This is a genomic window from Streptomyces sp. NBC_00988 (genome assembly GCF_045162645.1).
Classification (GTDB): domain Bacteria; phylum Actinomycetota; class Actinomycetes; order Streptomycetales; family Streptomycetaceae; genus Streptomyces.
Window position 1 is genome coordinate 9,758,562 of record NZ_CP108730.1, and the last position, 26,917, is coordinate 9,785,478.

The 26,917-nt window shown below is 70.7% G+C and carries 25 protein-coding genes; 10 read left to right on the forward strand and 15 right to left on the reverse strand.

Annotated features, from left to right (window positions below; all coding sequences use genetic code 11):
- Positions 1–28: 28 nt before the first annotated feature.
- The 5 genes from OG496_RS44275 to OG496_RS44295 all read right to left on the reverse strand — a co-directional run bounded on the left by OG496_RS44275 (position 29) and on the right by OG496_RS44295 (position 7,275).
- Positions 29–1,063, reverse strand: coding sequence for a 2Fe-2S iron-sulfur cluster-binding protein (locus OG496_RS44275; protein ID WP_405974868.1), 1,035 nt, complete (start codon positions 1,061–1,063; stop codon positions 29–31).
- Positions 1,060–2,328: an aromatic ring-hydroxylating dioxygenase subunit alpha gene (locus OG496_RS44280; RefSeq protein ID WP_405974869.1), complete on the reverse strand. Its 1,269-nt coding sequence runs from the start codon at positions 2,326–2,328 to the stop codon at positions 1,060–1,062. Before OG496_RS44280 ends, OG496_RS44275 begins: the two co-directional genes overlap by 4 nt.
- Positions 2,329–2,375: 47 nt before the next feature.
- Entirely contained in the window at positions 2,376–4,448 is a 2,073-nt protein-coding gene (locus OG496_RS44285; protein ID WP_405974870.1) for an FAD-dependent oxidoreductase, read from the reverse strand.
- Between the two features lie 133 nt (positions 4,449–4,581).
- A complete protein-coding gene (locus OG496_RS44290) occupies positions 4,582–5,367 on the reverse strand; it encodes an IclR family transcriptional regulator (RefSeq protein WP_399389534.1) in 786 nt (261 codons plus the stop codon).
- Between the two features lie 90 nt (positions 5,368–5,457).
- Entirely contained in the window at positions 5,458–7,275 is a 1,818-nt protein-coding gene (locus OG496_RS44295) for a protein kinase domain-containing protein (RefSeq protein ID WP_405974871.1), read from the reverse strand.
- 144 nt (positions 7,276–7,419) lie between these two features.
- On the opposite strand from OG496_RS44295, the gene OG496_RS44300 reads away from it, so the two are divergent.
- Entirely contained in the window at positions 7,420–8,565 is a 1,146-nt protein-coding gene (locus tag OG496_RS44300) for an FHA domain-containing protein (RefSeq protein ID WP_405974872.1), read from the forward strand.
- A gap of 54 nt (positions 8,566–8,619) precedes the next feature.
- Here the strand turns inward: OG496_RS44300 and OG496_RS44305 are convergent, their stop codons facing one another.
- Positions 8,620–10,479 (reverse strand): M1 family aminopeptidase, encoded by a 1,860-nt coding sequence (locus OG496_RS44305; RefSeq protein ID WP_399389529.1) that lies wholly within the window; start codon positions 10,477–10,479, stop codon positions 8,620–8,622.
- Positions 10,480–10,771: 292 nt separating this feature from the next.
- On the opposite strand from OG496_RS44305, the gene OG496_RS44310 reads away from it, so the two are divergent.
- Genes OG496_RS44310 through ppk2 form a run of 3 tightly spaced genes read left to right on the forward strand, consistent with a single transcriptional unit; the run spans position 10,772 to position 13,128 of the window.
- The gene (locus tag OG496_RS44310; protein WP_366493759.1) at positions 10,772–11,926 is read left to right on the forward strand and encodes an inorganic phosphate transporter; all 1,155 of its coding nucleotides are present in this window, start codon (positions 10,772–10,774) and stop codon (positions 11,924–11,926) included.
- Positions 11,927–11,943: 17 nt separating this feature from the next.
- Positions 11,944–12,177, forward strand: a complete 234-nt coding sequence (locus OG496_RS44315; RefSeq protein WP_366493757.1) for a hypothetical protein — start codon at positions 11,944–11,946, stop codon at positions 12,175–12,177.
- A 60-nt stretch (positions 12,178–12,237) separates the two neighbouring features.
- Positions 12,238–13,128 carry a polyphosphate kinase 2 gene (gene ppk2, locus OG496_RS44320; RefSeq protein WP_366493756.1) on the forward strand — a complete coding sequence of 297 codons (891 nt, stop codon included), beginning with the start codon at positions 12,238–12,240 and terminating at the stop codon, positions 13,126–13,128.
- Between the two features lie 30 nt (positions 13,129–13,158).
- Here ppk2 and OG496_RS44325 read toward each other — a convergent pair whose 3' ends face one another.
- The gene (locus OG496_RS44325) at positions 13,159–13,545 is read right to left on the reverse strand and encodes a luciferase family protein (RefSeq protein ID WP_366493755.1); all 387 of its coding nucleotides are present in this window, start codon (positions 13,543–13,545) and stop codon (positions 13,159–13,161) included.
- A gap of 112 nt (positions 13,546–13,657) precedes the next feature.
- Positions 13,658–14,959, reverse strand: a complete 1,302-nt coding sequence (locus tag OG496_RS44330; RefSeq protein WP_405974873.1) for an aminotransferase class I/II-fold pyridoxal phosphate-dependent enzyme — start codon at positions 14,957–14,959, stop codon at positions 13,658–13,660.
- A 164-nt stretch (positions 14,960–15,123) separates the two neighbouring features.
- Between OG496_RS44330 and OG496_RS44335 the strand changes: the two genes are divergently transcribed.
- Together OG496_RS44335 and OG496_RS44340 are read left to right on the forward strand one after the other, a co-directional pair.
- A complete protein-coding gene (locus tag OG496_RS44335; RefSeq protein WP_366493753.1) occupies positions 15,124–16,602 on the forward strand; it encodes an AlkA N-terminal domain-containing protein in 1,479 nt (492 codons plus the stop codon).
- A gap of 28 nt (positions 16,603–16,630) precedes the next feature.
- Positions 16,631–17,116: a methylated-DNA--[protein]-cysteine S-methyltransferase gene (locus OG496_RS44340; RefSeq protein WP_366493752.1), complete on the forward strand. Its 486-nt coding sequence runs from the start codon at positions 16,631–16,633 to the stop codon at positions 17,114–17,116.
- A 31-nt stretch (positions 17,117–17,147) separates the two neighbouring features.
- Here OG496_RS44340 and OG496_RS44345 read toward each other — a convergent pair whose 3' ends face one another.
- A complete protein-coding gene (locus OG496_RS44345; RefSeq protein ID WP_266863529.1) occupies positions 17,148–17,780 on the reverse strand; it encodes a response regulator transcription factor in 633 nt (210 codons plus the stop codon).
- Complete coding sequence (locus tag OG496_RS44350) at positions 17,777–19,039, reverse strand: sensor histidine kinase (protein ID WP_405974874.1); 1,263 nt, start codon at positions 19,037–19,039, stop codon at positions 17,777–17,779. Before OG496_RS44350 ends, OG496_RS44345 begins: the two co-directional genes overlap by 4 nt.
- A 174-nt stretch (positions 19,040–19,213) precedes the next feature.
- Between OG496_RS44350 and OG496_RS44355 the strand changes: the two genes are divergently transcribed.
- Entirely contained in the window at positions 19,214–19,984 is a 771-nt protein-coding gene (locus tag OG496_RS44355; protein ID WP_405974875.1) for a class I SAM-dependent DNA methyltransferase, read from the forward strand.
- Here the strand turns inward: OG496_RS44355 and OG496_RS44360 are convergent.
- Positions 19,974–20,699: an SIR2 family NAD-dependent protein deacylase gene (locus OG496_RS44360; RefSeq protein ID WP_405976828.1), complete on the reverse strand. Its 726-nt coding sequence runs from the start codon at positions 20,697–20,699 to the stop codon at positions 19,974–19,976. The genes OG496_RS44355 and OG496_RS44360 overlap by 11 nt on opposite strands.
- A 436-nt stretch (positions 20,700–21,135) precedes the next feature.
- On the opposite strand from OG496_RS44360, the gene OG496_RS44365 reads away from it, so the two are divergent.
- Positions 21,136–21,336 carry a DUF2191 domain-containing protein gene (locus tag OG496_RS44365; RefSeq protein WP_390161036.1) on the forward strand — a complete coding sequence of 67 codons (201 nt, stop codon included), beginning with the start codon at positions 21,136–21,138 and terminating at the stop codon, positions 21,334–21,336.
- A 289-nt stretch (positions 21,337–21,625) separates the two neighbouring features.
- On the opposite strand, the gene OG496_RS44370 is transcribed toward OG496_RS44365, so the two are convergent.
- Positions 21,626–22,123: an NUDIX domain-containing protein gene (locus tag OG496_RS44370; RefSeq protein ID WP_405974876.1), complete on the reverse strand. Its 498-nt coding sequence runs from the start codon at positions 22,121–22,123 to the stop codon at positions 21,626–21,628.
- The gene (locus OG496_RS44375; RefSeq protein ID WP_405974877.1) at positions 22,120–22,995 is read right to left on the reverse strand and encodes a helix-turn-helix transcriptional regulator; all 876 of its coding nucleotides are present in this window, start codon (positions 22,993–22,995) and stop codon (positions 22,120–22,122) included. The genes OG496_RS44370 and OG496_RS44375 overlap by 4 nt, the downstream gene beginning before the upstream one ends.
- A gap of 108 nt (positions 22,996–23,103) precedes the next feature.
- Here OG496_RS44375 and OG496_RS44380 point away from each other — a divergent pair, with 108 nt between their 5' ends.
- Positions 23,104–23,997, forward strand: a complete 894-nt coding sequence (locus OG496_RS44380) for an SDR family NAD(P)-dependent oxidoreductase (RefSeq protein WP_405974878.1) — start codon at positions 23,104–23,106, stop codon at positions 23,995–23,997.
- Here the strand turns inward: OG496_RS44380 and OG496_RS44385 are convergent.
- Positions 23,963–24,520 carry a TetR/AcrR family transcriptional regulator gene (locus OG496_RS44385; RefSeq protein WP_405974879.1) on the reverse strand — a complete coding sequence of 186 codons (558 nt, stop codon included), beginning with the start codon at positions 24,518–24,520 and terminating at the stop codon, positions 23,963–23,965. The two genes, OG496_RS44380 and OG496_RS44385, sit on opposite strands and share 35 nt — an antisense overlap.
- Positions 24,521–24,652: 132 nt before the next feature.
- Here OG496_RS44385 and OG496_RS44390 point away from each other — a divergent pair, with 132 nt between their 5' ends.
- Complete coding sequence (locus tag OG496_RS44390; protein WP_405974880.1) at positions 24,653–25,672, forward strand: NAD-dependent epimerase/dehydratase family protein; 1,020 nt, start codon at positions 24,653–24,655, stop codon at positions 25,670–25,672.
- On the opposite strand, the gene OG496_RS44395 is transcribed toward OG496_RS44390, so the two are convergent.
- On the reverse strand, positions 25,669–26,742 hold the full coding sequence (locus OG496_RS44395) for an ADP-ribosylglycohydrolase family protein (protein WP_405974881.1): 1,074 nt from the start codon (positions 26,740–26,742) through the stop codon (positions 25,669–25,671). The two genes, OG496_RS44390 and OG496_RS44395, sit on opposite strands and share 4 nt — an antisense overlap.
- Between the last annotated feature and the right edge of the window lie 175 nt (positions 26,743–26,917).

A 26,917-nucleotide genomic window follows, 5' to 3' on the forward strand; every position in this document is an offset into this window, starting at 1 on the left:
TGAGGAACCTGGGTAGTTGTGACGGTCCTCACGCGTCGATCACGACGTCCTCCAGCGGTTTCGAGCAGCACAGCAGGATCTTGTTCTGGGTGATCTCGCGTGGCCGGATGCCCCCGTTGTGCTGCATGTCGACGGAGCCGGAGAGCAGGGTCGCCTTGCACGTGCCGCACATGCCCTGGGCGCACGAGGCCGGCAGGCTGAGGCCGGCCCGGGACGCGGCGGCAAGGAGCGAGGTGTCGGGGTCGCAGTCGAGGGTACGGCCGCTGCGCGTGAACTCGACCTTGAAACCGGCACCGGTGGCGGCGGCCCGTGAGGTGTCGTCCTGCGCGGCCGGTGTCTCGAAGGTGAAGCTCTCCTCGTGGTAGCGGTCCATGTCGAGGCCCGCGTCCGCCAGCATGTGCCGTACGGCGGCCATGTAGGGGGCGGGACCACAGGTGAAGACCTCCCGTTCCCGGAAGTCCGGCGCGACCTGCCGGAGCGTCTCGATCGTGAGGCGGCCGCGGTAGCCCCCCCAAGGGGCGTACGGGCGGTCCTCCTCGCAGATGTGGACCACCCGGATGTTGGGCGCGGTCGCGGCGATGAGGTCGAGTTCGTGGCGGAAGACGATGTCCGCGGGAGTGCGCGCGCTGTGTACGAACACCACGTCGGCGGGGTCGGCCAGGTCGTACAGCGTCCTGGTCATTGACATCGACGGCGTCACCCCGACGCCCCCGGACAGGAACAGGTACTTGGGCGCCGGATGCCGGGCCGTGCTGAACTCGCCGAGCGGTCCGTGCGCCCGCACGGTGTCGCCGGGGCGCAGCTGGTCGTGCAGCCAGTTCGACACGAGTCCGCCCGGGATGCGCTTCACCGTGATCGAGAGCAGGAAGGGGCGGGTGGGTGACGAGGAGATGGTGTAGCAGCGCTGGACCGGCCGTCCGTCGATGTCCAGGGTCAGTGTCAGGAACTGGCCCGGGTCGTGCCGGAACAGCCGGGGTTCGGCGTACTCGAACACGAACGTGGTGACGTCGTGCGTGAGCGGGTGCACCTGACGGCAGACCAGAAGCTCTTCGGTCTCGCTCATGGCTGGAGCTCCAGGTGTGCCTTGAGCCGGGTCACGTACCAGTTGACGAACGCCTCGACCTGTTCCTCCGTCGGGCCGTACGGGCCCGGCAGGTAGGCCGGGCTGCTGATGCCCTGGTGGGCGCGGGCCACGAGCACCGCGTCCTGGTCGTTCGTCGCCTTCCACACCTTGGTCATCGTGTCGAGGTCGTAGTCGACCCCCTCCACGGCGTCGGCGTGCACGAGCCAGGTGGTGCGGACGAGGGTGCGGTCCGGGCCGAGCGGGATCGTGCAGAACGTGATCGCGTGGTCGGCCATGAAGTGGAACCAGGAGTTGGGCTGGATGTGCATCGACAGCCGGCCCAGGCGGGCCGTGGGGAAGTCCGCCAGCAGCCGCTTGCACGCGGCCGTGCCGTCCGGGGTGTAGGACTCCCCGGCCAGGTCGAGGGGTTCGCGCTGGATGCGGAATCCGGTGGGCCGGGTGTCCAGTTCCTCGATCTCGGCGTAGGGCAGGCCCAGCGAGTCGTAGGTTTTCCGGGCCACGGCGTCGGCCCGCTGGAAGCGCTCGTAGGCGGGGCGCAGCGCGGGCGGGATGTCCTGCTCCTGGTAGCCGTAGATGGGGAAGTAGCAGGCCTGGAGTTCGGGGTGGCCCACGCAGTGGTAGCACTCCCGGTTGTTCTCCATGGTCAGCTTCCAGTTGCCGTTCTCGATCAGGTCGATCTGCGTGGCGACCTTCGCTTTGGCCAGGTTGTGGGGTGCGAGGTACGGCTCGATGCGGGCGGCGACCTCGTCGAAGTCGGCGGGCGGTTCGTCGGCCAGGCAGATGAAGACCAGCCCGGCCACCGTGCGCGCGTGCACGGTGCGCAGCCCGAAGCAGGACGGGTCGAAGCCGGGCGCCTGGGACTCGGCGTGCAGCAGTCTGCCGTCCACGCCGTACGTCCAACGGTGGTACCCGCAGACGATGTTGCCCACCGAGCCGCGCTCCTCGTTGAGGATGCGCGCGCCGCGGTGACGGCAGACGTTGTGGAAGGCCCGTACGTCCTCGTCGTCGTCGCGCACGACGATGACCGAGTACGACCCGATGGTGACCGTCACGTAGTCGCCGGGCTCGGGAAGCTCGGCCTCGGCGGCGACGAACAGCCAACTCCGGGCGAAGACGGCCTCGATGTCGAGGTCGAAGAACTCCTGGCCGACGTAGAACGGGGCTTCGAGGCTCTGACCGGCGGGTCGGCGGGCGATGAGGTCGGCGGGGGAGCACACCTCGGCTGCGGCTGTCACTGGGTTCATCTCGTCTCTCCGACAGGGCTCGGAAGTCGGCGTGGGAGCAAGGGAGTTCAGACCGGCAGACACAGCCGCAGCCCGTCGTAGACCGCGGCGTGGACGGTGCGGGCGGCCACGGCGTCGCCGATGCGGAACAGCTGGTAGCGGCCCGCCTCGTTGCGGACCACCGACTGCTCCTCGTACGCCAGCAGCGCGCGGTGGTCGACCTCGCCGAGGTTGGTCGAGCCGGGGAGGAGTTCGACGTACAACTCGTCGTTCGGGAGGGTCCCGTGCTCCACGATCACGTGGTCCACGGTCCGCTTGGTCTCGGTTTCCGTGTACTCGCTGTAGAGGGTCGCGGTGAGCCGCCCGTCCCCGGACCGGCGTACGGAGCGCAGCCGTCGGGCGAGCGTGGTGGTGACGTCGTGTTTCGCGAACGCCCGTAGGTAGGCAGGGGAGTTCATGCTGCCGACGTCGGGGGCGAGGGTGCGCTCCGGGGTGACGTACTCGATCCGGACGCCCGGCAACGAGGTGAGGACCTCCACGGCGTCCATCGCCGGGTAGCCGCCGTGGTCGTCGTAGACCAGGATCTCGCCGCGCGGTCGGCGCAGCGAGCCCGTCATCACGTCCCAGGTGTCGGAGACCAGGTCCTCGCCGGCGGTGAGGAAGCTGCGGTCGGGGAGGCCGCCGGTGGCGACGATCACGAGGTCGGGGCGTTCGGCGAGGACGTCGGCTGCCTCGGCGTACGTGCCCAGGCGCAGGTCGACGCCGAGGTGTTTGCACTCGGCGAGGCGCCAGTCGACGATCTGGATCAGGTCGGCCCGGCGCGGGTTCGACGCGGCGAGCCTGATCTGACCGCCGGGCCGGTCGCCCGCCTCGAACAGGACGACGTCATGGCCGCGTTCGCCGAGCACGCGTGCCGCTTCCAGTCCGGCCGGGCCCCCGCCGACGACAACTGCCCTCCTGCGGCGGCCGATTGTGGCGGAGATGAGGTGCGGTACCTGGAGTTCACGGCCGACGGCGGGGTTGTGGATGCACTTGGTGTCGCCGGAGTCGTAGATCGCGTCGAGGCAGTAACTCGCCCCGACGCAGGGCCGGATGCGGTCCTCCTGGCCGGCCGTCACCTTGGCGACCAGGTGCGGATCGGCGATCTGCGCGCGGGTCATGCCGACCAGGTCGAGCAGTCCTTCGCGCAGGGCGTGCCGCGCGGTGGCGACGTCGGCGATGCGGGCCGCGTGCATCACGGGGATGGAGAGGCGTCGTTTTATCTCGCCGGTGAAGTCCAGGTACGGCCCGAGGGGGGTGCCGATGGACGGGATGGCCTTCGCCAGGGAGGCGTCGCTCTCGATGGAGCCGTGGATGACGCTGAGGAAGTCGATGCCGTCGGCGGCGTACCGCTCGGCGGCGGTGAGTGCCTCGTCGGAAGTGAGGCCGCCGGGGCGTGCCTCGTCGAGCGACATCCGGATGCCGACGACGAAGTCCGGGCCGACGGCCTCGCGGACGGCGCGGATCACCCGGCGCGGGAACGCCATACGGTTCTCCAGGCCGCCGCCCCACTCGTCGTCGCGGTGGTTGGTCGCGGGGGACAGGAAACTGTCCAACAGGTGGCCGTACGCCTCCAGTTCGATGCCGTCGAGGCCGCCCTCCTTGCAACGGACCGCCGCGGCCGCGTAGTCGGCGACGATCCGGTCCAGGTCCCAGGACTCGGCGGCCTTCGGGAAGGCGCGGTGCGCGGGTTCGCGCAGCGGCGAGGCGGACACCACCGGGAGCCAGTCGCCGGTGAAGTTGCTTGTGCGGCGGCCCAGATGGGTGACCTGGCACATCACCGCGGCCCCGGCCTCGTGCACGTCGTCGGCGAGCCGGCGCAGCCACGGCACGATGTCGTCGCGGTACAGGAGCAGGTTGCCGAACGCGGGCGGGCTGTCGGGCGAGACCACCGCCGAGCCGCCGATCATCGTGAGGCCGACCCCGCCCCGCGCCTTCTCCACGTGGTAGGCCCGGTAGCGGTCCTTGGGCAGGCCGTCCTCGCCGAACGCCGGTTCGTGGGAGGTGCTGACCACGCGGTTGCGCAGGGTGAGGTGCTTGAGCCGGAAGGGCTGGAGCAGGGGATCCAGGACGCGTGCGGGCACAGCGGCGGGTGAGGGCACAGCAGCTCCTCAGGAGAGCTCCGAGCGGACGGTTTCGCTATGCGAAACAGCTCCGCGATACGAAACAAATGGTGGAGCTGGGAATCCCCACCCGTCAAGAGCCCGCCGTGTTAACTCGCCGTGCGCGCGGCGCTCATCCGCGTTTCACGTACCCCCGGCGCCAGGAGATCCTCGCGGCGGCCGCCAGCACCTGTTCCGCGAGACCGGGAACGGTGTCCTCGTTGATGCGGTAGGTCGGTCCGGACAGGGTCACGGCCGCGATGACCTCGCCGTCCAGGGCGCGGACCGGGGCGGCGATCACGGCCAGCCCGATCTCGTGCTCCTCGCTGGTGGTGGCGTAGCCCCGCTCGCGGATCGTCTTCAGCGCCGCCGCAAGGGGCGCCGGGTCGACGATGGTGTACGGGGTGTACTTCTCCACCCCGCGCGCGAGGATCTCCGCGACCTGGCCGGGGGACATGTGCGCCATGAACAGCTTGCCCGCCCCGGTGGCGTGCATCGGGGTGCGCCTGCCGACCCAGTCGATGCTCGTGATCGCCGCCGCGCCGATCGCCTGGTCGATGCTGATCACGTCGTGCCCGTCGTGGATCGCCACGTTCACGGTGTCACCGACGGCCGCGGCCAGTTCCTGGCAGACGGCGCGGCTCAGCAGGGACAGGTCGTTCACCTTGCTCGCCCCGGCCGCGAGTTCGACCATCGTGTACCCGATGCGGTAGCGCCCGCGCTCGGTGTCCTGCTCCACCAGACCCCGTGACTCCAGCGTCGCCAGCAGCCGGAACACGGTCGACTTGTGGACCCCCAGCTCCTCGGCGATCTCGGTCACGCCGCTGGGCCCCCGCCTGGCCAGCACCTGCAGGATCGACACCGCCCGGTCGACGGACTGCACCGAGTGATCGCGCGGGCGGCTTCCGTTGCTGGTCATGGCGGAAGGGTAATCGAGCGGGAGGCGCCGCCCGCGAGCCCGGTGAACCGCTGCCCGAAGCGACGGTGGGGCCGTCTTCCGGCTCGACGGTCAGGCCGTCTTCCAGAGTGTCAGCTCGGTGACGTAGTCGCGGGCCTCGATGCCGGACGCGTCATTCTGGACGACGACATCCTTGATCTTGAGCATCGCCAGGTTCTTCTCGTCGGTGACGGTGCACAGCAGCGTGCCCTTGGTCAGCTCCTTGCCCTGGTCGGCATCGGCGAGTTGGGAGGGCAGCGCGTTCGCCGCCGCGCCCTTGGCGCACTGCTCGGGGGTGGGACCCGCGCTCTTTCCCGTGGTCGTCACGAGGTTCAGCGTGTGGGCGGTGCCCCACTCCGCGTACTGCAGCTCGGCCCCGGTCGTCGAGCTGGAGGCGTGGGGGTCGATCCGCGGTGCGTCCAGATCGACGTTGGTGTACGAGCTGCGGCCCGTCGTGAACTGGGCGCGCAGGGTGAGCGGCTTGTCCTTGAAGACCGCGGTGTAGCCGCCGGCCGTCGAACTCGTGGAGGGGGACGCGGTGGTGCCGGTGGGCGCCGACGAGGCTCTCTGCCCGGTGCCGCCCTTCGCGCCTGTGTCCTTGTCGTCGTCACGGGTGAAGACCCAGGCCGCCGCTGCTACGACCACCACGGCCAGCGCGGCGGCGCCGACCGCCAGCGGGGTCCGACTGCGGGCCGGTGCCGTGGACGAGGGCGGCGAGGAAGGCGCCGGGCCGGAGGCAGGCTGCGGCGGCCGAGGTGAGGCGTGCTGCGTCGGCTGGTCGGACCCCGGCGTCTGGGTGGGCGTATATCCGCCGGGCATCGAGGAGTTGGGCGGCACGGCGCCGCGAGACCCGCCGCCGGGAGGCACGGTGGTCGCGCCCGCCGCTCCCGCGGAGTCGCCCGAACCCGCAGCCACGCCGGCCTCCGCGGAGGTACCCGCGAGATCCCCTCCATCCTCCAACGCCACCTGCTCGCCCGCGAGTTGCTCCTGCCGGGCGATGTCCGCCGCGACGGGCGCAGGCAGCCAGCCGGTGAAGTCCCGCAACGGACGCTCGGCCAACTCCTCGCACAGGGCGGCCAGTTCGGAAGGTGAGGGCCGGGCGGCCGGATCGGCTGCCAGGGTGCGTTCCAGAACCGCGCGCAGCGGCTCGGGATACGACGTCAGGTCCGGCGGCCGGAACTCGGTGTTGGCGATCTTCGTGGCCAGCGTGATGGCCCCGGAGTCGCCGTACGGATGGCGGCCGGTCGCGGCCACGGCGGCGATCAGGCCGAGGGAGAAGACGTCGGCGGCCGGGGTCTGCTCCTGGCCGTTGGCGTGCTCCGGCGACATGAACTGCGGGGTGCCGATCAGCCCGCCGCTGCGCGTGAGCTGGGTGGCGTCGGCGGCCCGCGCGATACCGAAGTCGATGATCCAGGGACCGTCGGAACCGATGAGGATATTGCTCGGCTTCATGTCCCGGTGGATCACACCGGCCTTGTGCACGGCGTGCAGTGCCTCCGCCGCGCAGCCGGTCAGCTGGAGCACCGTGGGCAGCGGGAGCGTCCCGTGCAGGGCGAGGACCCGGTCCAGGGCGAGGCCGGGGACGTAGACGGTGGCGAGCCAGGGCTGTGGCCCGCTGGTGTCGTGGTCGACGACCGGGACGATGTGGTAGCCCTGCACCCGGCGGGCGGAGGTCGCCTCCTGCTCGAAGCGGCGGCGGAACTCCTCGTCCTGGGCGTACTCCCGGCGGATCACCTTCAGGGCGACCGGCTGGTTGCCGCGCGTGCGGGAGAGGTAGACGGAACCCATGCCGCCCTCGCCGATGCGGGCGAGCAGCCGGTAACCGGCCACGTCCCGCGGGTCGTCGGGGCCCAGTGGTCTCAAGTGGTCGGCGTTTCCAGCGTTGTTCAAGATGTTCGGCCCCCCTCGCCAGGCGTGTGATCGTACCGGCGCAAGCCGGTCATCGGGAAGTATCCGAGGGGATCAAGGAAAATGGGCGAACATCGAGGAGAATCACGGCAGTTGACAAGTCCCCTCGGACGGCGAGGCGTGCGCATGGAACATCACCTGGCCCCTTCGGCGGAGGGCGCCGACTATCTGCTGGAACTCTCCAACGTCGTACGCCAGACCTCCATCGGCCCCAGGGGACCGCGCTCGCTGCGCCGACTCGGGCTCGTGCTGCGGGCGTTGATGGAACTCACCGGCGACCCCGACGTCTCCGTGTACCTGGTCGCCGACACCAGTCTGTTGGGCGGGCACCGGGAGTTCGGCGATCCGGCCGAGGTGCGCAGGCTGCGCCGTTGGGTCGCCGACGGGCTGGTCGAGGAGGTCGACGACGCCGACGAGCGGATCCTGGACCTGGCCCGGATGACCGGAACCCGGGTCGTCACCGGCGACCAGTACGTCGACCATCGCGTCGAACACCCGTGGATCCAGGGCAACACCTGGCAGTTCCTCAGACCCGAGCCGCGCCCCGACGGGTCGGTCGCCGTCGTGCCCATGGACATGGGCGTGCGCACGGAGGCCGAGATCTCCTACCGCATGGAACTCGCGGCCCTCAAGAAACAGGGCCTGCTCGGCCCGGCCCGCACCCCACTGACCCAGGTCATCATGCGCAACTGGCGCTGCCCGGAACCCCGTTGCACGCTCTACGACGTCCACAGAGGCGACCGCGTCCTGCTGCCCCGCATGCGACGGGGCGTCCCCACCTGCGAGGTGCACGGCACCCCGCTGACCGACGAGGGGCCGAGGCCCGCAGCGGCCCAGCTCAAGGTCGTCATCGACCGTACCTGCGTGGGCCGTTACACCCTCGACGAGGGTTCCGAGGCGTACGTCGGTCGGCTGCCGGGACCCGAGGGCATCGCCCTGCACAGTCTGCTGTCGCCGGAGGTCGTCGCGCAGGTCAGCCGTCGGCACGTGGCGGTCTCCGCGCGCGACGGGACGGTCCTGGTCCGTGACGTCAGCACGTACGGGACACGGATGCGAGGGGCAGGCCGTAAGGGCGTGCCCGGCCCGTGGGAGACCCTGACACCGGGGACCGACCGGTCCTTCCGTCCAGGCGACGAGGTCGAACTCGCCCCAGGCGTCGTCCTCACCCGCAGCGGCCGGCGCTTCCCCGCCGAACTCGCCGACGCCTGGCGCACCGAGGCCGGCGGGATCGCCGTACCGCCGACCGCGGCGGCTCCTACACGACGGGTGTGACCACAAGGGGAGTTGGCGGTGCGATCCCCGACCGCACCGCCAACTCCCCTTCCGTCAGCCGACGATGCGGTGCGTCGTCCAGAACGACGTCAGGTCCGTGGTCGTCGCGGCCTGGGCGGCCGCCTTGAACTCGGCCGTGGTCGAGACGCCGTACCAGTGTGAAGTGGCGTAGTCCTTCAGGAGTTTGGCCATCACGGTGTCACCGAGGGTGCGGCGCAGGTCGTGCAGGGCGCACTTGCCGTAGCCGTAGACGACGGTGGAGTAGCGGGACGAGTGGGCGTCCCAGTAGGCCATCGAGTTGGTGATGTTCTCCGCCGAGGAGGCCCAGGAGACGCTGTTCCAGCAGTTGGTGCCGGTCAGGCCCTGCGCCAGGTCGGTGGCGTAGTCGGTGAACGCCTCGTCCAGCCAGGGGCTGTTGTACTCGTCGTCGCCGACGATGCCGTAGAACCACTGGTGGCCGATCTCATGGGTGAGGGCCGTGGTGCTGACGAGGTCGAGGACGAAGCCGGGATACTCCATGCCGCCGAACCAGAAGTTGTTGTCGATGACGGCGTCCAACTCGCCGTACGGGTAGGCGCCGAAGCGTCCCGCGTGGGCGTCGACTGCGGACTTGGCGGTGGTCAGCATCGACTGGGCGTTGGACGAGCTGATGCCCGAGACCGAGTAGATGTTGATCGGGGTGCCCGCCGTGGACGTACCCGAGATCTTGGTGAACGGGCCCGCCGCCCACGCGAAGTCACGGACCTTGGACGCGGTGGCCGTGGTCACCGTACGGCCGCTGGTGCCGGGGGTGTCCACCGAGGTGCCCGTGGCGGGGACCAGCAGGGTGGTCGGGTGGTCCAGGGTGACCTTGAAGTCGGCGGCCAGGGAGTAGAAGGACTCGCCGTTGTTCGTGTACGGGTCCAGGTGCCAGCCCGAGCCGTCCTTGATCGCGAGGACCGGCAGCGCGTTGCCGATCATGCTGAACGCGCCGTCGTAGCCGAACCGGTCCGCGCCGCTGGGGACGGTGATCCCCAAGTCGAAGCCGATCGTGGTCGATTGACCCTGCGCGAGCGGGGTCGGGAGCGCGATCTGGAGGGCCGTGCAGGCGACCGAGAGGGCGCCCGCCGTGCCGCCGGTGACGTTGGTGACCGTGATCGGTGGCGCGGAGCAGGTGCCGTGGTAGTTGTCCCACAGCCGCAGGTACACCTCGGTGAGCGGGGTGGCCGAGGCGTTGGTGAAGGTCGTGCTCTCGTGGCCGGTCCAGACCGTGCCCGCGGTGTTGCTGCTCAGGCTGACGGTGTACGCCGGGGCGGCCGGCGTGCGCGTCGAGTCGGCCGGCGGGGCCGTGTCGCCCGAGGTGTTCAGCGCGATGTCGTCCAGGACGAAGCTCGTCTGGAGGCTGGAGTCCTCGGTGCCGCTGAAGGCGAGGCTCACGGTCTGGCCCGCGAACGACGACACGTCGAACGACTTCTGGACGTACCCGGTGGCCTTGTTCAGGTTCGAGTACGTCGCCAGGGTCGTGCTGCCGATCTTCGCCGTCAGCTTGTCGTACGCGGTGGACGAGGTCGTCTCGGCGGTGTCGATGTGCAGCCAGAAGGTGAGCGTGGCGCTGCTGCACCCGGACGGGATCGTGACGCTCTGGCTCAGGCTGTCGGTGTGCGTGCCGCCGGTGCCGTCCAGCCAGGCGAAGCTGCTGCCGCCGTGGGCGGTCTGCCCGGTACGGCTGGTGATGACGGTCGTCGAGGACGGGGTCCAGGACGACGTGCCGCTCTCGAAGTCACCGCCCGTGACCACCTGCGCCGGGGTGCAGGCGGCGGCGAGCGGGGCGGACGCCGGCGCGGCGGCGGCAGGGCTGACGGGTAGCGAAAGCGCGGCCACCGCGGCGACGGCGAAGACGCCGGCGGCGAGGGCCTTGTGGGGGGTCGATCTCACACGGAACTCCTTCTACGGCGGCCGGGATTCCGGCCTGCTCGGTGGCCGCCCGGCCGGACTGGGTGTTCCGGTGGGCAGCCGTGGGAACGCGCGTAGTGCTTGCGTGATCGCGGGGGAAGCTTCGCAGATTTGACCGGGCCATGCCATAAGGAGAAGGAAGTGTGTGCGTGCGGTGGAAGAAGGGGTGACTGAGGGGCGGAGAGGGGCGTGTGCACGTCGGCGTTGCGCGGGCCATGCCTCGATTTGGCCTCCGGTTGGCCGAATGTACGCCTTCGATTGCTTCCATCGAACGATGGACCACATCACGTTCCTCGTGGCGGTCGTCATCGTCACGGCCTTGGCCTTCGACTTCACCAACGGATTCCACGACACCGCCAACGCGATGGCGACGTCCATCGCCACCGGGGCACTGAAGCCCAAAACGGCGGTTCTGATCAGTGGAGCTCTCAACCTCGTCGGCGCCTTCCTGTCCACGGAAGTCGCCAAGACGATCTCCGGGGGCATCGTCGACGACACCCTGGTCACACCGGGGATGATCTTCGCGGGGCTCGTCGGGGCGATCCTCTGGAATCTCCTGACCTGGCTGCTGGGACTGCCGTCCAGTTCCTCGCACGCCCTGTTCGGTGGCCTGATCGGCGCCGTCTGGGTCGGCGCGGGCGCCAACGGTGTCCACTTCGACAAGGTCGTGGAGAAGATCCTGATCCCCGCGGTGGCCTCCCCGCTCGTGGCCGGGATCGCCGCTCTCCTCGCCACCTACCTCGCCTACAAGATCACCGCCCGGGCCCGCAAGGACTCGGTCACCAAGGGCTTCCGGCTCGGCCAGATCGCCTCGGCCTCCCTGGTCTCCCTCGCGCACGGCACGAACGACGCCCAGAAGACGATGGGCGTCATCACCCTGACCCTGATCTCCGTGGGCGCGCTCGGTCACGACGCCGGTCCGCCGGTGTGGGTCATCACCTGCGCGGGACTCGCCATCGGCCTGGGCACCTACATCGGCGGCTGGCGCATCATCCGCACGATGGGCAAGGGCCTCACCGACATCCAGTCCCCGCAGGGCTTCGCGGCCGAGGCCGCCTCCACGACCGTCATCCTCACCTCCGCCCACCTGGGCTTCGCGCTGTCCACCACGCAGGTCTGCTCCGGCGGCATCCTCGGCGCCGGTCTGGGCAGGCGCCTGGCCGAGGTGCGCTGGGGCACCGCCGGCCGCATGGTCATCGCCTGGCTGGTCACCCTCCCGGCCGCCGCCGCGGTCGGCGGCCTGTCCGCGACCGTCGTCAAGCACGGCGGCAACCTCGGTACGGCCCTGATCGCCCTGATCGCCGCCGCCGTGGCCGCGTTCATCGTGGTCGCCTCGCGTCGCAACCCCGTGCACGCGGACAACGTGAACGAGACCCACGAGGTCACCATCCGCACCGAGGCGTCCACGGACGTCCGTACGGCCGCCTGAGTCAAGGGAGTTGAGTCATGAGTCTGGACTGGAGCGCCCTCGGCGAGGTCGCCGCGGTGAGCATCGGAGTCACCGTCGGCGTGGTCGCCATCTTCGCGCTGGGCATCCTGGGCCTCGCCCAGGTCGAGGCCGCCCGCGAACAGGACGGCGGCACCCACGCCCTCGGCTTTGCGCAGGCGGGGTTGTGCTTTCTCGCGTGTGCGGCTGTCGTGGCATACGGCATCTATCTGATCGTGCCGCAGTTCCACTGAGCGCGACGGATCACCACCGATCACCTCTGAGTCACTGAACCCCCTTGAGAGGAGGCCGGGATGACCGAACTGCTGACCGGGCTGCGGGTCGACTACACCGACGCCGACGACCCGGTGCTGGTGCGGCCCGACGGCAGCACGGTGGACACCTGGCGGGAGAACTACCCGTACGAACAGCGCATGGAGCGCAAGGAGTACGACTGGCACAAGCGGCTCCAGCAGATAGAACTGCTGAAGCTGCAACGCTGGGTCAAGGAGACCGGCCGTCGTCTCGTCATCGTCTGCGAGGGACGCGACGCGGCCGGCAAGGGCGGCACGATCAAACGGTTCACCGAGCACCTGAACCCGCGTGGCGCCCGCGTCGTGGCGCTGGAGAAGCCGAGCGAGCGCGAGAGCGGTCAGTGGTACTTCCAGCGGTACGTCCAGCATCTGCCGACCGCGGGCGAGATCGTGCTGTTCGACCGGTCCTGGTACAACCGGGCGGGCGTGGAGCGCGTGATGGGGTTCTGCACGGACGACGAGTACCGCCGTTTCATGCGCCAGGCCCCGCTGTTCGAGCGGATGCTGGCGGACGACGGCATCGACCTGATCAAGTTCTGGTTCTCCGTCTCACAAGGTGAACAGCGCACCCGTTTCACGATCCGCCAGGTGGATCCCGTACGGCAGTGGAAGCTCAGTGCGATGGACCTGGAGTCCCTGGACCGCTGGGACGACTACACCGCCGCCAAGGTCGCGATGTTCCGGGAGACCGACACGGAACACGCGCCCTGGACCGTGGTGAAGAGCAACGACAAGAAGCGGGCCCGGGTCGAGGCCATGCGCAGCGTGCTGGCCCGCTTCGACTACGCCGACAAGGACGACGAGGTGGTCGGCAGCCCCGACCCCCGCATCGTCGGCGCGGCGGCGAACCTGCTGGAGGAGGGCGAGGACGACACGGCGGCGGTGTTCTAGGGACCGGGCCCCTTCGGGCTGGGGCTGGTCCTAGTCGCCGTCTCGTGGCACGAGCGTCACCCGGTGGAAGTTGCAGCCGGTCATGGGCGGGCTCCCGGCAGGGGGCCCGCCCGCGTGTGCCTTGAGGGCGACGCTGACCAGGCTCAGCAGCAGGTCGACGTCCGTCTCGCAGTCCAGGTGGACGGTCACCCAGCGGGAGCCCGGGATGATCCGGATCGCGGTGGACTCGCTCAGGTCGTGATGGAACCGGAGGATGGCCCCGACGGTGAGATGCAGGTCCACATCGTGGTCGGAGTGGAAATGCACGATCTCGCTGTGGGCGGACCGCAGCGCCCGCCCCGTGCCACAACTGGCCGGGACCGCGCTGAGGTCGCGCCAGCCTTCCAGTCGCTGCATGGCTCGCTCGGCCAGGGTCATGTGCCCATCGTGGACTGCGCACCGCTTCGCAACCAGAGGTTGAGCGATTTGTAACCGGGGCGTGAGGTACCGCACACCTGAGGAGCGTCAGGTGTGCGGTGCGCGAACCGGGTCAACTCCCCCCGGACACAAGCTTTTCGTTGCCCTTTTCGTAGCCCACCAGCCGTACGCAGGTGGCCACCCCCTCGATGATCTCCTCGATCTCGGAGAGATCGGGGAAGGACGGGGCGATACGGATCGTCCGGTCCCTGGGGTCGTCGCGGTACGGGTGCGTGGCGCCCGCCGGAGTCAGGGCGAGACCGGCGTCCGCCGCGCGGCGCACCACCTCGCGGGCACAGCCGTCGGGCACGTCGAGGGTGATGAAGTAGCCGCCCCGGGGCGTGGACCAGGACGCGAGACCGGTGTCGCCCAGCCGCTCGGCGAGGATGCGCAGCACGGTGTCGAACTTCGGCCGCAGCAGCTCACGGTGCTTGCGCATGTGATCGCGCACCCCGTCGGCATCGCGCAGGAACATCGCGTGCCGCAGCTGGTTGACCTTGTCCGGGCCGATGGACCGCTTGGCGCTGTAGCCGCGCAGCCAGGCCACGTTGGCCGGGGACGAGCCGAAGAACGCGACGCCCGCACCGCCCAGCGTGATCTTCGAGGTGGACCCGAAGACGAAGACCCGGTCGGGATGCCCGCTCGCGGCACAGGCGCCCAGCATGTCGGCGATCTCCACCTCCTCGTCGGTGAGGTGGTGCACGGCGTAGGCGTTGTCCCAGAAGACCCGGAAGTCGGGCGCGGCCGTCGGCATGGCGGCGAGCCGCCGTACGGTCTCGTCGCTGTAGCAAGTCCCGTCCGGATTGCTGTACTTGGGCACGCACCAGATGCCCTTCACGGCGGGGTCCTCGGCGACCAGCCGCTCCACCACGTCCATGTCGGGACCCTCGGCGGTCATCGGCACGGGGATCATCTCGATGCCGAACCGCTCGCACAGCGCGAAGTGCCGGTCGTAGCCGGGGACCGGGCACAGGAACGCGACCCGCTCCTCGTCCGCCCAACGGCGCGCGGCCCCGGGCAGCGTGCCGAGCAGCGCGTGCACCAGGCAGTCGTGCATCAGCTCCAGACTGGAGTTTCCGACGGCGAGCAGCTGCTCGGCCGGGACCTGCAGGAACCCGGAGAAGATCTCCCGGAGCTCCAACAGACCTTCCGCGCCACCGTAGTTGCGGCAGTCCGTGCCGTCGGCGGAGGTGTAGCGGTCGCCGGGCAGCGAGAGCAGTTCGGCGGACAGGTCGAGCTGGCGGGCGGAGGGCTTGCCGCGGGTCAGGTCGAGCTTGAGCCCCTTCGCGAGAAGGGCTTCGTAGTCGCTCCGGGCCGCGTCGAGCAGGGCCGGGAGGGAGTCTGCGGGGTGCGCAGACGGGGGAGGAGGCGTCACGGAAGCCGACGCTACAAAGCCGGAGGTCACACCACAAACGCATAACCCGCCCGCATCCCCGACGCCCGCGCCGAATGTACGGTGATCCGTGCCTGACCAGGCCACACAAGGTTGATGTCGGATTCCCGCCAGCCCCGGTCCGCCCCGTATCGGATGCTGGACGTATGCAGAACGGGATGCACACCGACACGGAGCGCTGTGTGCGCGCGGTCCAGTCCAAGGACGCGCGCTTCGACGGCTGGTTCTTCACGGCTGTCCTGACCACCCGCATCTACTGCCGGCCCAGCTGCCCGGTCGTCCCGCCCAAGCCGGAGAACATGACGTTCTACCCGAGTGCGGCGGCCTGCCAGCAGGCGGGTTTCCGGGCCTGCAAGCGCTGCCGCCCGGACACCAGCCCCGGCTCCCCGGAGTGGAACCAGCGGGCCGACCTGGTGGCCCGCGCCATGCGCCTGATCGCCGACGGAACCGTGGACCGCGAGGGCGTCCCCGGCCTCGCCGCCCGCCTCGGCTACAGCACCCGGCAGATCGAACGCCAGCTCCTCGCCGAACTCGGCGCCGGCCCCCTCGCGCTGGCCCGTGCCCAACGCGCCCAGACGGCAAGGCTGTTGATCGAGACGACCGCCCTCCCGATGGCGGAGATCGCCTTCGCCGCCGGCTTCTCCTCGATCCGTACCTTCAACGACACCGTGCGCGACGTCTTCGCCCTCTCCCCGAGCGAGCTGCGCAACAGGCGCCCGAAGACAACCGTGTTGACCCCCGGCACCCTCACCCTCCGCCTGCCGTTCCGCGCGCCCCTCAACCCCGACAACCTCTTCGGTCACCTCGCGGCGACCGCCGTACCGGGCGTGGAGGAGTGGCGCGCCGGTGCGTACCGCCGGACCCTTCGCCTCCCCTACGGCCACGGCATCGCGTCCCTGACTCCCAAGTCCGACCACATCGCCTGCCGCCTCACCCTCAGTGACCTGCGCGACCTGCCGGTGGCGATCAGCCGCTGCCGCCGCATGCTCGACCTGGACGCCGATCCGGTCGCGGTGGACGACCAGTTGAGGACCGACCCGGTCCTGGCACCGCTGGTGGACAAGGCGCCGGGCCGCCGCGTCCCGCGCACGGTCGACGAGGCGGAGTTCGCCGTACGGGCCGTCCTCGGCCAGCAGGTCTCCACGGCGGCGGCCCGCACCCACGCGGCCCGCCTGGTCACCGCGCACGGCGAACCGGTCGACGACCCCGAGGGCGGCCTGACCCACCTCTTCCCATCGCCCGCGGCACTGGCGGCGCTGGACCCGGAATCACTGGCGATGCCCCGCACCCGCCGCACGACGTTCACCACGCTGGTGGGCCAACTGGCGGACGGCACACTCCACTTGGGGGTCGAGAGCGACTGGGCGGAAACCCGCGCCCAACTCCTCTCCCTGCCCGGCTTCGGCCCCTGGACGGCCGACGTCATCGCGATGCGCGCCCTCGGCGACCCCGACGCCTTCCTCCCCACCGACCTCGGAATCCGGCGCGCAGCCCAGGAGTTGGGCCTCCCGTCGACCCCGGCCGCCCTCACCGCACGCGCGGCGGCCTGGCGACCCTGGCGGGCGTACGCGGTCCAGTACCTGTGGGCGACGGACAGCCACCCGATCAACTTCCTGCCGGTATAAGGGCATTCGGACAAGGAAAGCCAAGGTAATGAAGCACCACACGGTGATCGACAGCCCCTACGGCCCGCTGACCCTCGTCGCGGACGACGACGGCGCCCTCTGCGGCCTCTACATGGTCGACCAGCGCCACCGCCCCCCGGAGGAGAACTTCGGCACCCCCGACGACACCCCCTTCGCCGAGGCGACAGCCGAACTGCAGGCGTACTTCGCGGGCGAGTTGAAGGAGTTCACCCTCCAACTACGCCTGCACGGCACCCCGTTCCAGCAAACGGTCTGGGACCAGCTCCGCCGCATCCCTTACGGCGAGACCCGCTCCTACGGCGACCTCGCCGACGCCCTCGGCAACCCGGGCGCCTCCCGCGCGGTGGGCCTCGCCAACGGCAAGAACCCCATCGGAATCATCGTCCCCTGCCACCGGGTCGTAGGCGCGAACGGCAGTCTCACGGGGTACGGCGGCGGCCTCGACCGCAAGCAGAGGCTGCTGGACTTCGAGAGCGGGGCGGCGCTTTTCTAGTGCCGTTGGCGATTCCGGTGCCGGCGGGGTGTCATGACAGCAGCCGTCGCTCCTTGGCGACGGCCACCGCCCCGGACCGCGTCTCCACCCCCAACTTGCCGTAGATGCGCCCGAGATGGGTCTTCACCGTCGCCTCGCTGATGAAGAGGGCCCGGGCGATCTCCCGGTTGCCCAGGCCGCGGGCCAGCTGGCCGAGGATCTCGCGCTCGCGCTCGGACAGGGTGGGGTGCGGGCTGCGCATCCGCGCCATGAGCCGGTCGGCGACCGGGGCCGAGAGCGCTGTACGGCCGGACGCCGCGCTGTGGATCGCGGTGAACAGTTCCTCGGGGCGTTCGGCCTTCAGGAGGTAGCCGGTGGCGCCCGCCTCTACGGCGCGGGTGATGTCGGCGTCGGTGTCGAACATGGTGAGGACGAGGACACGAGGGCCGTCACCGGCGGTCAGCTTCCTGGTGGCCGTCACTCCGTCCATGCCGTCGCCGAGCTGGAGGTCCATCAGCACCACGTCGGGACGGACCCGGGCGGCCAGGGCGAGGGCCTCCTCACCGCTGCCCGCCTCACCGACCACCTCGATGCCGTCGGCGCTGGACAGCAGCGCACGCAGTCCGGCCCGTACGACGGCGTGGTCGTCGCACAGCAGCAGACGTACGGGTACGGGTGTGCTCACGGGACGAGCTCCTCACGGGGATCACGGACGACAGGGACCGCGACTGAGACGACGGTGCCCTCGCCGAGGGCCGACTCCACGCTCAGCGTGCCACCGGACTGCCGGGCCCGGATCCGCATGGCGGGCAGCCCGTGGCCGCGTACCCGGCCGGGCGCGGACACCGGGGGAGAACTGGCGTCGAAACCACGGCCGTTGTCGGCGACGTCGAGGGAGATCTGGTCGTCGAGGCAGGTCAGGGTCAGCGCGGCCCGGGTCGCGGCCGCGTGTTCGCGTACGTTGGCCAACGCGCCCTGGGCGATGCGCAACAGCGCCGCAGCGGACCGCTCGGGCAGCGGGCCCGGATCGCCGTCGAGCCGGAACTCCACCGTCAGGCCGGGACCGCTCTCCCGCTCGGCCAGCGCGCGCAGCGCCGCGGGCAGGGAGTGCTCGACGAGGTCGGCCGGTGCCAGGTCGTGCACGAACCGGCGCGCCTCGGCGAGGCCGCGGGAGGTGATCTCGGCGGCCTTGAGGACGTGCCCGTGGGCCGCTTCCGGGTCCGTCCGCCACAGCCGTTCGGCGGCCTGCAACAGCATCTGCTGACTGGACAGGCCCTGCGCGACGGTGTCGTGGATCTCCGTGGCCAGCCGCTGCCGTTCCGCCAGGACACCGGCCCGCCGTTCGGTGGCCGCGAGGTCGCGGCGGGTGCGGACCAGGTCGTCGATCAGGACGCGCTGCCGGGCCGCCTGCCGCTGCAACTGCACCAGTACGGCGGTGGCGACCGCCGCGAGGGCCGGCGGGGCGACGACCATGTTCGGGTTGAGCGTGCCGTCGGCCACCCGTATCTCGGAGGCCACGACGAGCGCGGTGAGTACGGCGGCCAGCGGCACCGCGAACCGTGGGGGCAGCGCGTACAGGCCGGCGAACAGCAGGGGCATCGCGCACCAGGTGGCACTCGGCGCGAGGGCGAGCAGCACGGTCCAGACGGCGGACACCGAGCCCAGCCAGGCCAGATGACGTGTGCTGGGCGCGGAACCCGGGCGGGGCGCCGGAGCCAGGAACTGCCCGAGGACGTACAGCAGACAGAAGACCGCGAACAGCGCGAGCACCCAGCCGGTGCGGGCCCCGCCCTGGTCGCGGGTCAGGAAGCGCACGAACGACGAGCCGAGCAGCAGAAAGAACGCGGCGTGCACGACCACGGGCAAAAGGCGCTCCTCCGGACCGATGTGCCCCGTCCTCTGTTGCTCCGCGTGCCCCGTCCTCGCCGGCCTCGTGTGTCCCATCCTTCGTGTCTAACGCGACGGACGGGACGGCGCATCAACCGATCGGCTGACATCCGGATCACCCGAACCGCCCCCGGATCACCTCCCCTTGACCGAGCCGAACACCCCGCCGGCGCACCGAGGCTGGCGTCAACACCCGCCACCCACCTCGGACTTCGGAAAGGCGACGACCCCGTGCCCACCAAGAACCTCACCGTCAACCGCGCCGCCCTCGGCCACCGCATCGCCTACGCCCTGCGCCACCCCGACCGCGTGCCCCGCCACCTGGCCCGTGCCACCCGGGACGCCTGGCTGCGCCGGCGCCACCCGGACCACGTCTCCTACTACCGCGCGGTGATGCGCTCCGACACCCGGGCCGATCCGGACGCGGCGGTCGGCAGCGCGAGCCGTGAACGCTGGCTGGCGTTGGGCGCGTTGCAGTTCGACTACCTCCTCGGCCATGGTCTGCGCCCCGGGCACCGCATGCTGGAGATCGGCTGCGGAAACCTGCGCGGCGGCTGGCGCTTCATCCGTCACCTCGACCCCGGGCACTACTACGGCATCGACATCTCGCCCGACATCCTGGCCGCGGCGCAGGACACGGTCGTGGAAATGGGCCTCCAGAAACAGCTCCCCACCCTCACCCCCGTACACGACCTGACCCTGCGCTTCCTGCCCGACGCGCACTTCGACGTCGTCCACGCGCACAGCGTGTTCTCGCACTCCCCGCTCCCGGTCATCGAGGAGTGCCTGGCCAACGTCGGCCGCGTCCTGGCACCGGGCGGCTGGTTCGACTTCACCTTCGACCGCACGGAGGGCGAGGAACACCACGTCCTGCGCGAGGACTTCTACTACCGCACCGAGACCCTCGTCGCCCTGGCCGCCCAACACGGCCTGAAAGCCCACTTCATGGAGGACTGGGAACAACTCCCGCACGGCCAGTCGAAGCTCCGCGTCACCCGCTGAGGTCGTGCAGCAGTCGCGGCAGCGCCGTCCCGATCGGCTCCCGTACGACCTCGTCGGCGCGATCGTCGTACGGCGTGGCCTCGGCGTTGACGATGACCAACCGTGCCCCGTGATCGGCGGCGACACCGGCGAGCCCGGCGGCGGGCTGTACCTGCAGACTGCTCCCGACGGCGATGAACACCTGGCAGGCCTTGGTGATGGCGACGGCCTCGCCGAGCACGACGGGGTCGAGTCGCTCCCCGAAGTACACGGTGGCGGACTTCAGAATCCCGCCGCACTCCAGGCAGCCGGGATCGTCCTCCCCGGCGTCCAACCGGGCGATCGCGTCCTGCATCGGCCCGCGCACATGGCACTGCGTGCACACGAACTCCCGCGCGGTGCCGTGCAGTTCGATCACCTTGCGGGCGGGCAGCCCGGCGAGCTGATGCAGCCCGTCGACGTTCTGCGTGATGACCCGCACGGGTACGCCGGACTTCTCCAGCTCCACGACGGCCTGGTGCGCGGCGTTGGGCTCGGCCTGCAGCGTGCGGTTCGTGCGCCGCATCTGCCAGGACCGGCGCCGGATCTCGGGGTCGCCCATGTAGTACTCGTAGGTCACGAGCTTCTCGGCCTCGGGGTCGCGCCGCCAGAGGCCGTTGGGGCCGCGGTAGTCGGGGATGCCGGAGTCGGTGGAGATGCCCGCCCCACTGAGAAGGGCGACGAGAGGCTTGCTCATGGTGCCGAGAGTAGGTCGGTGGGGGCGGGGGCGGCGAGTGGATATCCCGGGGTCAACCGCTGCGACGTACCGGATCACCGCGATGACGCCGGACACGACGGCTGGACCGGTCCACCACCACCCCATGACGCGCCGCACGGACGGCAGCAGCCATACGCCCGCCACCGCTCCGGCGGCACCGATGGCGAGCACGCACGCGAGAACGATGCCGGCGTACGCGTCGTCGTCCCAGGGACCGGACGGGCGGATGATCAGCGCCGCCCAGCAGAAGCACACGGCGAGAAGGGTGAGCAGTACGAGGGGAACGGCGAGGACCAGCCGCAGGCAGCCGCGGTCGTCGCCCACGGAGGAAGGGCCAGTCATCGGCGCGGAGTTGTTCCTGATCTCGGTGTCGTCCGGATGTTCGTGGCGCGGTGGCGGATGTTACCGTCCGCGCATGGCCAAGGTGACCGTCTCGCTCGACGCAGCGCTCGTCGTGGAAGTCATGGTGCTCGCGGGCGTGGGCAACCCGCAGGACGCCGTCGAACTCGTCGTCCGCGACTACATCGAGCGCGGCCACCGCACGGAGGCCAGGGTCGAGGCCCGCGACGACGCGCTGCGCGAGGTGGACGTGAAACCCCGGGAGGTCGAGGGCTGAGCCCTGGGGGCGGGGAGGCCGATGCGAGCCAACTTGCCTGCTTGCCACCGGCGTTGGTGACCTCGCCCGGGTTCGTCCCTCTGCTCGGCGCCAGCGCGGTGTCCAGCTGCTCAGCTTTCCGCCCGGCGTGAGCCGACGTGCCCTCGGGCGACCGACGTTGGCCAACTTGCCCAGCCGCCACCGGCGTTGTCGGCCCCGCCCGCTTGAGGCCCAATCGCCCAACGCCATCTACGTGCCGCCCCGGCTTTCCGCCCGGCGTCAGTCGATCTGCCCCCGGCGCTCGCCCCCGTCAGGCGACCCGCTGCCCGTTCTCCAACTCCGCGGTCCCCGCGCCCTCCTCCAGCACATCCAGCGCGACCAGAACCCGCAGTCCCAGGGAACCCGGCAGGTACTCGGTGACTTCCTCGCGCGGGACGAGGCGCCACGACAGCAGTTCCTCCTCCTGGAGCTGGATCGACTTGAGGTCGTTCGCGGTGAGGACTCCGCCGTCGTACAGGTAGGCCACCAACGGCGGGTAGTCCGGGCCGTGGTAGACCCAGTCGACGGCGAGCAGTTGGCCGAGTTCGACGTCGAGGCCGATCTCCTCCAGGGTCTCGCGGCGCGCGCCCTGGCGGGGTGTCTCGCCGTCGTCCGACTCGATCGTGCCGCCCGGAAGGGCCCAGCCCTCACGGTAGTTGGGCTCGACGAGGAGGACCTGGCCCTCGGTGTCACGGAAGAGGGCGGCGGCCCCGGCGAGGATGCGGGGGAGACCCGCGAGGTACGTGGCGAAGTCTTGCGTAGTGGTCATTCAGGAAGGGTAACCAGCCCGCGCAGCCGCCTCTCCGACTCGCTGCCGGGCACCGGGAAGTGACAGACCAGGCTCAACCAGGGCGCCTCCTGCACCGCGAGCCGTATGAAGGACACCTCGATGTCACCCGCATTGGGGTGGCGGTAACGACGTACGGACGAGCGGAACTCCACCACCTCGTGTGCCTCCCACAGGCGTGCGAAGTGCGGGCTGGTGGTGACCAGTTCGTCGATCAGTTCCGTGAACCGCGGGTTGTCCAGTTCGTACGCCGCCTGTTGACGCAGCAGGCCCGCCATCCACTCCGTCTCCGCCTCCCACTCGGGCATCAGCGCACGGATGCCCGGTTCCCTGAACAGCAGCCAGGCGCTGTTGAGTTCGCGGCGCGGCCGGTCGAGGAGGGCCGGGCCGAGGACGGCTTCCTGGGCCCGGTTCCAGGCCAGGACGTCGAAGCAGCGGTCGATGACGAAGGCGGGGTTCGGCATCAGCGTGTCCAGGAACGCCCGTACGGCGTCCGGGACTTGGAGAGACCGCTCGGCCGGCTCAGGGGCCGGTCGGCCCGCCAGCCGGAACAGGTGTGCCCGTTCCACGTCGTCCAACTGCAGTGCGCGGGCCAGGGCCAGCAGGATCTGCGGGGACACGTTGATGTCCCGGCCCTGTTCGAGCCAGGTGTACCAGGTGAGGCTCACACCGGAGAGCAGCGAGACCTCCTCGCGGCGCAGCCCGGGGGTGCGACGCCGGCCACCCGCGGGCAGCCCCGTCTCCGCCGGGTCGGCACGCTCGCGCCGGGACCGCAGAAAGGTGGCGAGGGCCCTGCGTCCGTGATCATTGGCTTCTGGTGATTCCTTGACTTCTGGTGGTGGTGTTGGCGGCACCAGTAAATTCTGCACTCTTCAACCGGGCCGAAGACCGGCGCAGGGTGGGAGGGACACCGGACCCGCAGGTCCGAGGTGATCCCAACTCCCTGCCGAAAGGCGGCCCTTGTGGCTGAGCTGTCCCCGTCCACTCCCCGTACCGTCCTGGTCACCGGCGCGACCGGCGGCGTCGGCTCCGCGGTGGTACGCGCCCTGCACGCCGACGGCTGGACCGTGTACGCCGCCCACCGCGAACCGGCGGACGCGGAAGCGCTCCGGGACGCCGGTTACACCCCCGTCCGGCTCGAACTGACCGACGAGGACTCCGTCGCCGTAGCTGCCGAGCAGGTCGGCCCGCGGCTGGACGGGCTGGTGAACAGCGCCGCGATCATGGGCCAGGGGCCCGTCGAGCTGACGCCCGCCGAGGCATGGCGCCGCCAGTTCGAGATCAACGTGATCGGTCAGGCGACCGTCATCCGCGCCTTCCTGCCCGCGCTACGGGCGTCCGGCGGCCGGATCGTGAACATCGGCGCCGTCTCGGCCCGCGTCCCGCCGCCGTTCTTCGGCCCGATCGCCGCCTCCAAGGCCGCCCTCGCCGCCCTCACCCACTCCGTGCGCGCGGAACTGCGCCACCAGGGCGTCAAGGTCACCCTCGTCGAACCCGGCGCCATGGACACCCCCATCTTCGCCACCGCGGACAAGGCGAGCGCCCACCTGGGCTGGGCGGGTTCCCCGGAGACCCAGCGCCACTACGCCCGCGCCCTGGACGCCGTACGCGCGACAGCCGCTCGCCAGCCCCTCGGCCCGGTCACGCCGGCCGTCGACGCCGTCGTACGCGCCCTGACCGCCCGCCGCCCCGCGACCCTCACCACCACGGGCAAGGACGGCCGCGCTCTCGCCCTGCTGCGTTTCCTGCCGGACGGCCTGCGCGACCGGCTGGTGCTACGGGCGTTCGGCGTGACGGCGCAGGCGTTCGAGGACCCGGAACTCACGGCGACGGCGTCCGCAGCCCGTCCACGATGAGGTCCAGAATCCGCCCGGCCCGCGCCTCCCCACCCCGCGCCGGATCGAGCCGCCACAGCACGCTCAACTGAAGCAGCACGTCCTCCGGATCGAGCCCGGACTTGAGCGACCCGTCGGCGGCACCCGCCTTCAGGAGTACGGCGATCGCGGCCACGAAGGGTGCGAAGTACTCGTCGTCGGCACCCCCGTCGATCGCCGCGTGGATGACCTCGGCGACGCCGTACTTGAGCCTCCCGTAGTGGGCGACCTCGTCAAACCAGAGGCGTAGGGCAATGAGCGGGGGATGGTCCGCGAGGAGCACCGGCGCGCGGTCGATCAGGTGCTGTATGTCGTGGCGGTACAGCTCCAGGATCAGCGCCTCCCGGGTGGGGAAGTGGCGGTACAGCGTCCCGATGCCGACGCCCGCCTCCTTGGCGATCGCGGTGAGGGACGCGCTGCTCGACGCGGCGATCGCCTCGCGGGCGACGGTCAGGATGCGTTCCCGGTTGTCGAGGGCGTCGCGGCGGGTCGGTCTCGGGTTCACGGGTGGGTCGTCCGTCCGGTGTCGGATTGCTAAGCGGAGGGTCCTCCGGTACGTTGGGAGATGTACCGGAGGGGCCTCCGTTTCGCTCTCCATTCTGGCACACCCCCACCCGACACCGCAGGGAGCACCGTCATGCCCGAACTCGTCCTCGTCACCGGAGGCAGCGGCTACATCGCAGGCTGGTGCATCGCCGAACTGCTCCGCCGCGGCTACGACGTCCGTACGACCGTCCGCGCCCCGGGCAAGGAACGCGCGGTCACGGACGCCGTCGAGACCGTCGTCGACCCCGCCGGCCGGCTGAGCTTCGCCGTCGCCGACCTCACCGCCGACGAGGGCTGGGACGCCGCGCTCAAGGGCGTCGACCTCGTCCTGCACGTCGCCTCCCCGCTCGGCGCCGCCTCGGACGACCCCGACGCGCTGATCGCGGCGGCCCGTGGTGGCGCCCTGCGCGTTCTGCGCGCGGCCACCGAGGCGGGCGTACGACGTGTCGTGATGACCTCGGCCGCGAACGCCGCGAGCCCCTCGTCGTACGCCTCCGAAGGCGTCACCGACGAGGAGCTTTGGACCGATCCAGACGACCCCACCCTGATCCCGTACCGCCGTTCCAAGACCCTCGCAGAGCGCGCCGCCTGGGACTTCATGCGCGACTACGACGGTCCGACCGAGCTGACCACCGTGCTCCCCGGCGCCGTCTTTGGACCGGTCCTCACCACCGCGAACATGGGCTCCGTCGGCATCATCGCGCGCATGGTGAGCGGGAAGATGCCCGGCGTGCCCCGCATCGGCCTCGAAGTCGTGGACGTCCGCGACCTGGTCGACGTCCACATCCGGGCGATGGAATCACCGCGAGCCGCCGGTCAACGCTTCCTGGCCACCGGGGAGTTCGTGTGGATGGAGGACATCGCCCGCACCCTGCGCGACGGCCTCGGCGAGCACGGCCGTACCGTCTCCACGCGCCGCCTCCCGGACTTCGCCGTCCGCCTCGCGGCCCGCTTCCGGGACCCGTCCCTGCGCGAGATCACCCCCGCGCTCGGCCGTCGCAACCGTCACAGCACGGAGAAGGCGCGCCGCGTCCTCGGCTGGGAACCGCGCCCCGCGCGTGAAGCTGTCCTCGACTGCGCCCGGAGCCTCATCGCGCAGGGTGCCGTCTAGGCGTCGGTCCCCACCAACTGCACGGTCCGCGCGGCCAGTTCACTGATCCGCACCCCGTCGAAGCCGAACACCGCACTGCGCACGGTGTCCTCCAGCGGGTCCTTCCACTGCCCCGGGATCGCCTCCGCGCCGGTGAGGACCCCGGCGACCGAACCGGCCGTCGCGCCGTTCGAGTCGGTGTCCAGGCCGCCGCGGACGGTCAGCGTGATGGTGCGGGTGAAGTCACCGTCGCCGTACAGGAGCCCGGCGGTGAGGACGGCCGCGTTCGGGATCGTGTGGATCCAGCCGAGCCCGGCGGTCTCCTCGGACAGTGTGGTGAGCGTGTCCTCCCAGGTCATCCGGGTCTCGTGCAGCGTGAGCACCCTGCGCACGGTCCGCGCGAGGCGGCAGCCCGGCGGGATCACCGTCAGCGCCGTGTCCAGCGCGTGCCGCACGGTCGGCGCGGTGAACGCCGCCGAGACGAGAGCGGCGGCCCACATGGCGCCGTAGACACCGTTCCCGGAGTGGGACAACACCGCGTCCTTGCGCGCCAGTTGGGCCGCGCGGCGCGGGGCGCCTGGACCGGTCCAACCGTAGATGTCGGCGCGGATCAGGGCGCCGATCCACTCCTGGTACGGGTTGTCGTGCGTCGCCGTCAGCGGCGGCTTGAGGCCGTTGGCGAGGTTGCGGTAGGCGGCCCGCTCGGCGGTGAAGGTCTGGAGGTACGGCAGTCTCCGCAGCCACAGTTCGCCGACCTGTTCGGTGCTGAAGCCGAAGCCGTGGGTCTCCAGGAGGTCGAGGCCGAGGATCGCGTAGTCGACGTCGTCGTCACGGCAGCTGCCGTGGATCCGGCCGCGCACGCACCGCTGCCACTCGGGGCGCAGTTCGAAGCCGTCGGACTCACTGGGCGGCTCGGGGAGGTAGTCGGTCAGCGGCAGGGCGGCGGCCCGCCGGAGATAGCGGTCGATGCGGTCGCGCGTCCACAGGTCGCCCTGCTCGACCGGCTTGCCGAGCATGTTGCCCGCGATCCGGCCCAGCCAGCCCCCGAGGATGCGGTCCGCGAGCGCCGGTTCAGTGCCTACAGGGGTCATACCTCCGGTGTACCCGATTCCGGGCCGGGCAGCGGCACAGGGTCTGCTCAGCCCGGTCCCAGCGTTCGGTCGGGGCATGACGGCGGGGGCGTCCGCCGGTTAAGGTCGCAGCGGCGCGACTGGCCCCTGAACGCGCGGGGGCCCGTAGAGCAAGGGGATCGCAAGGTGGCGAACG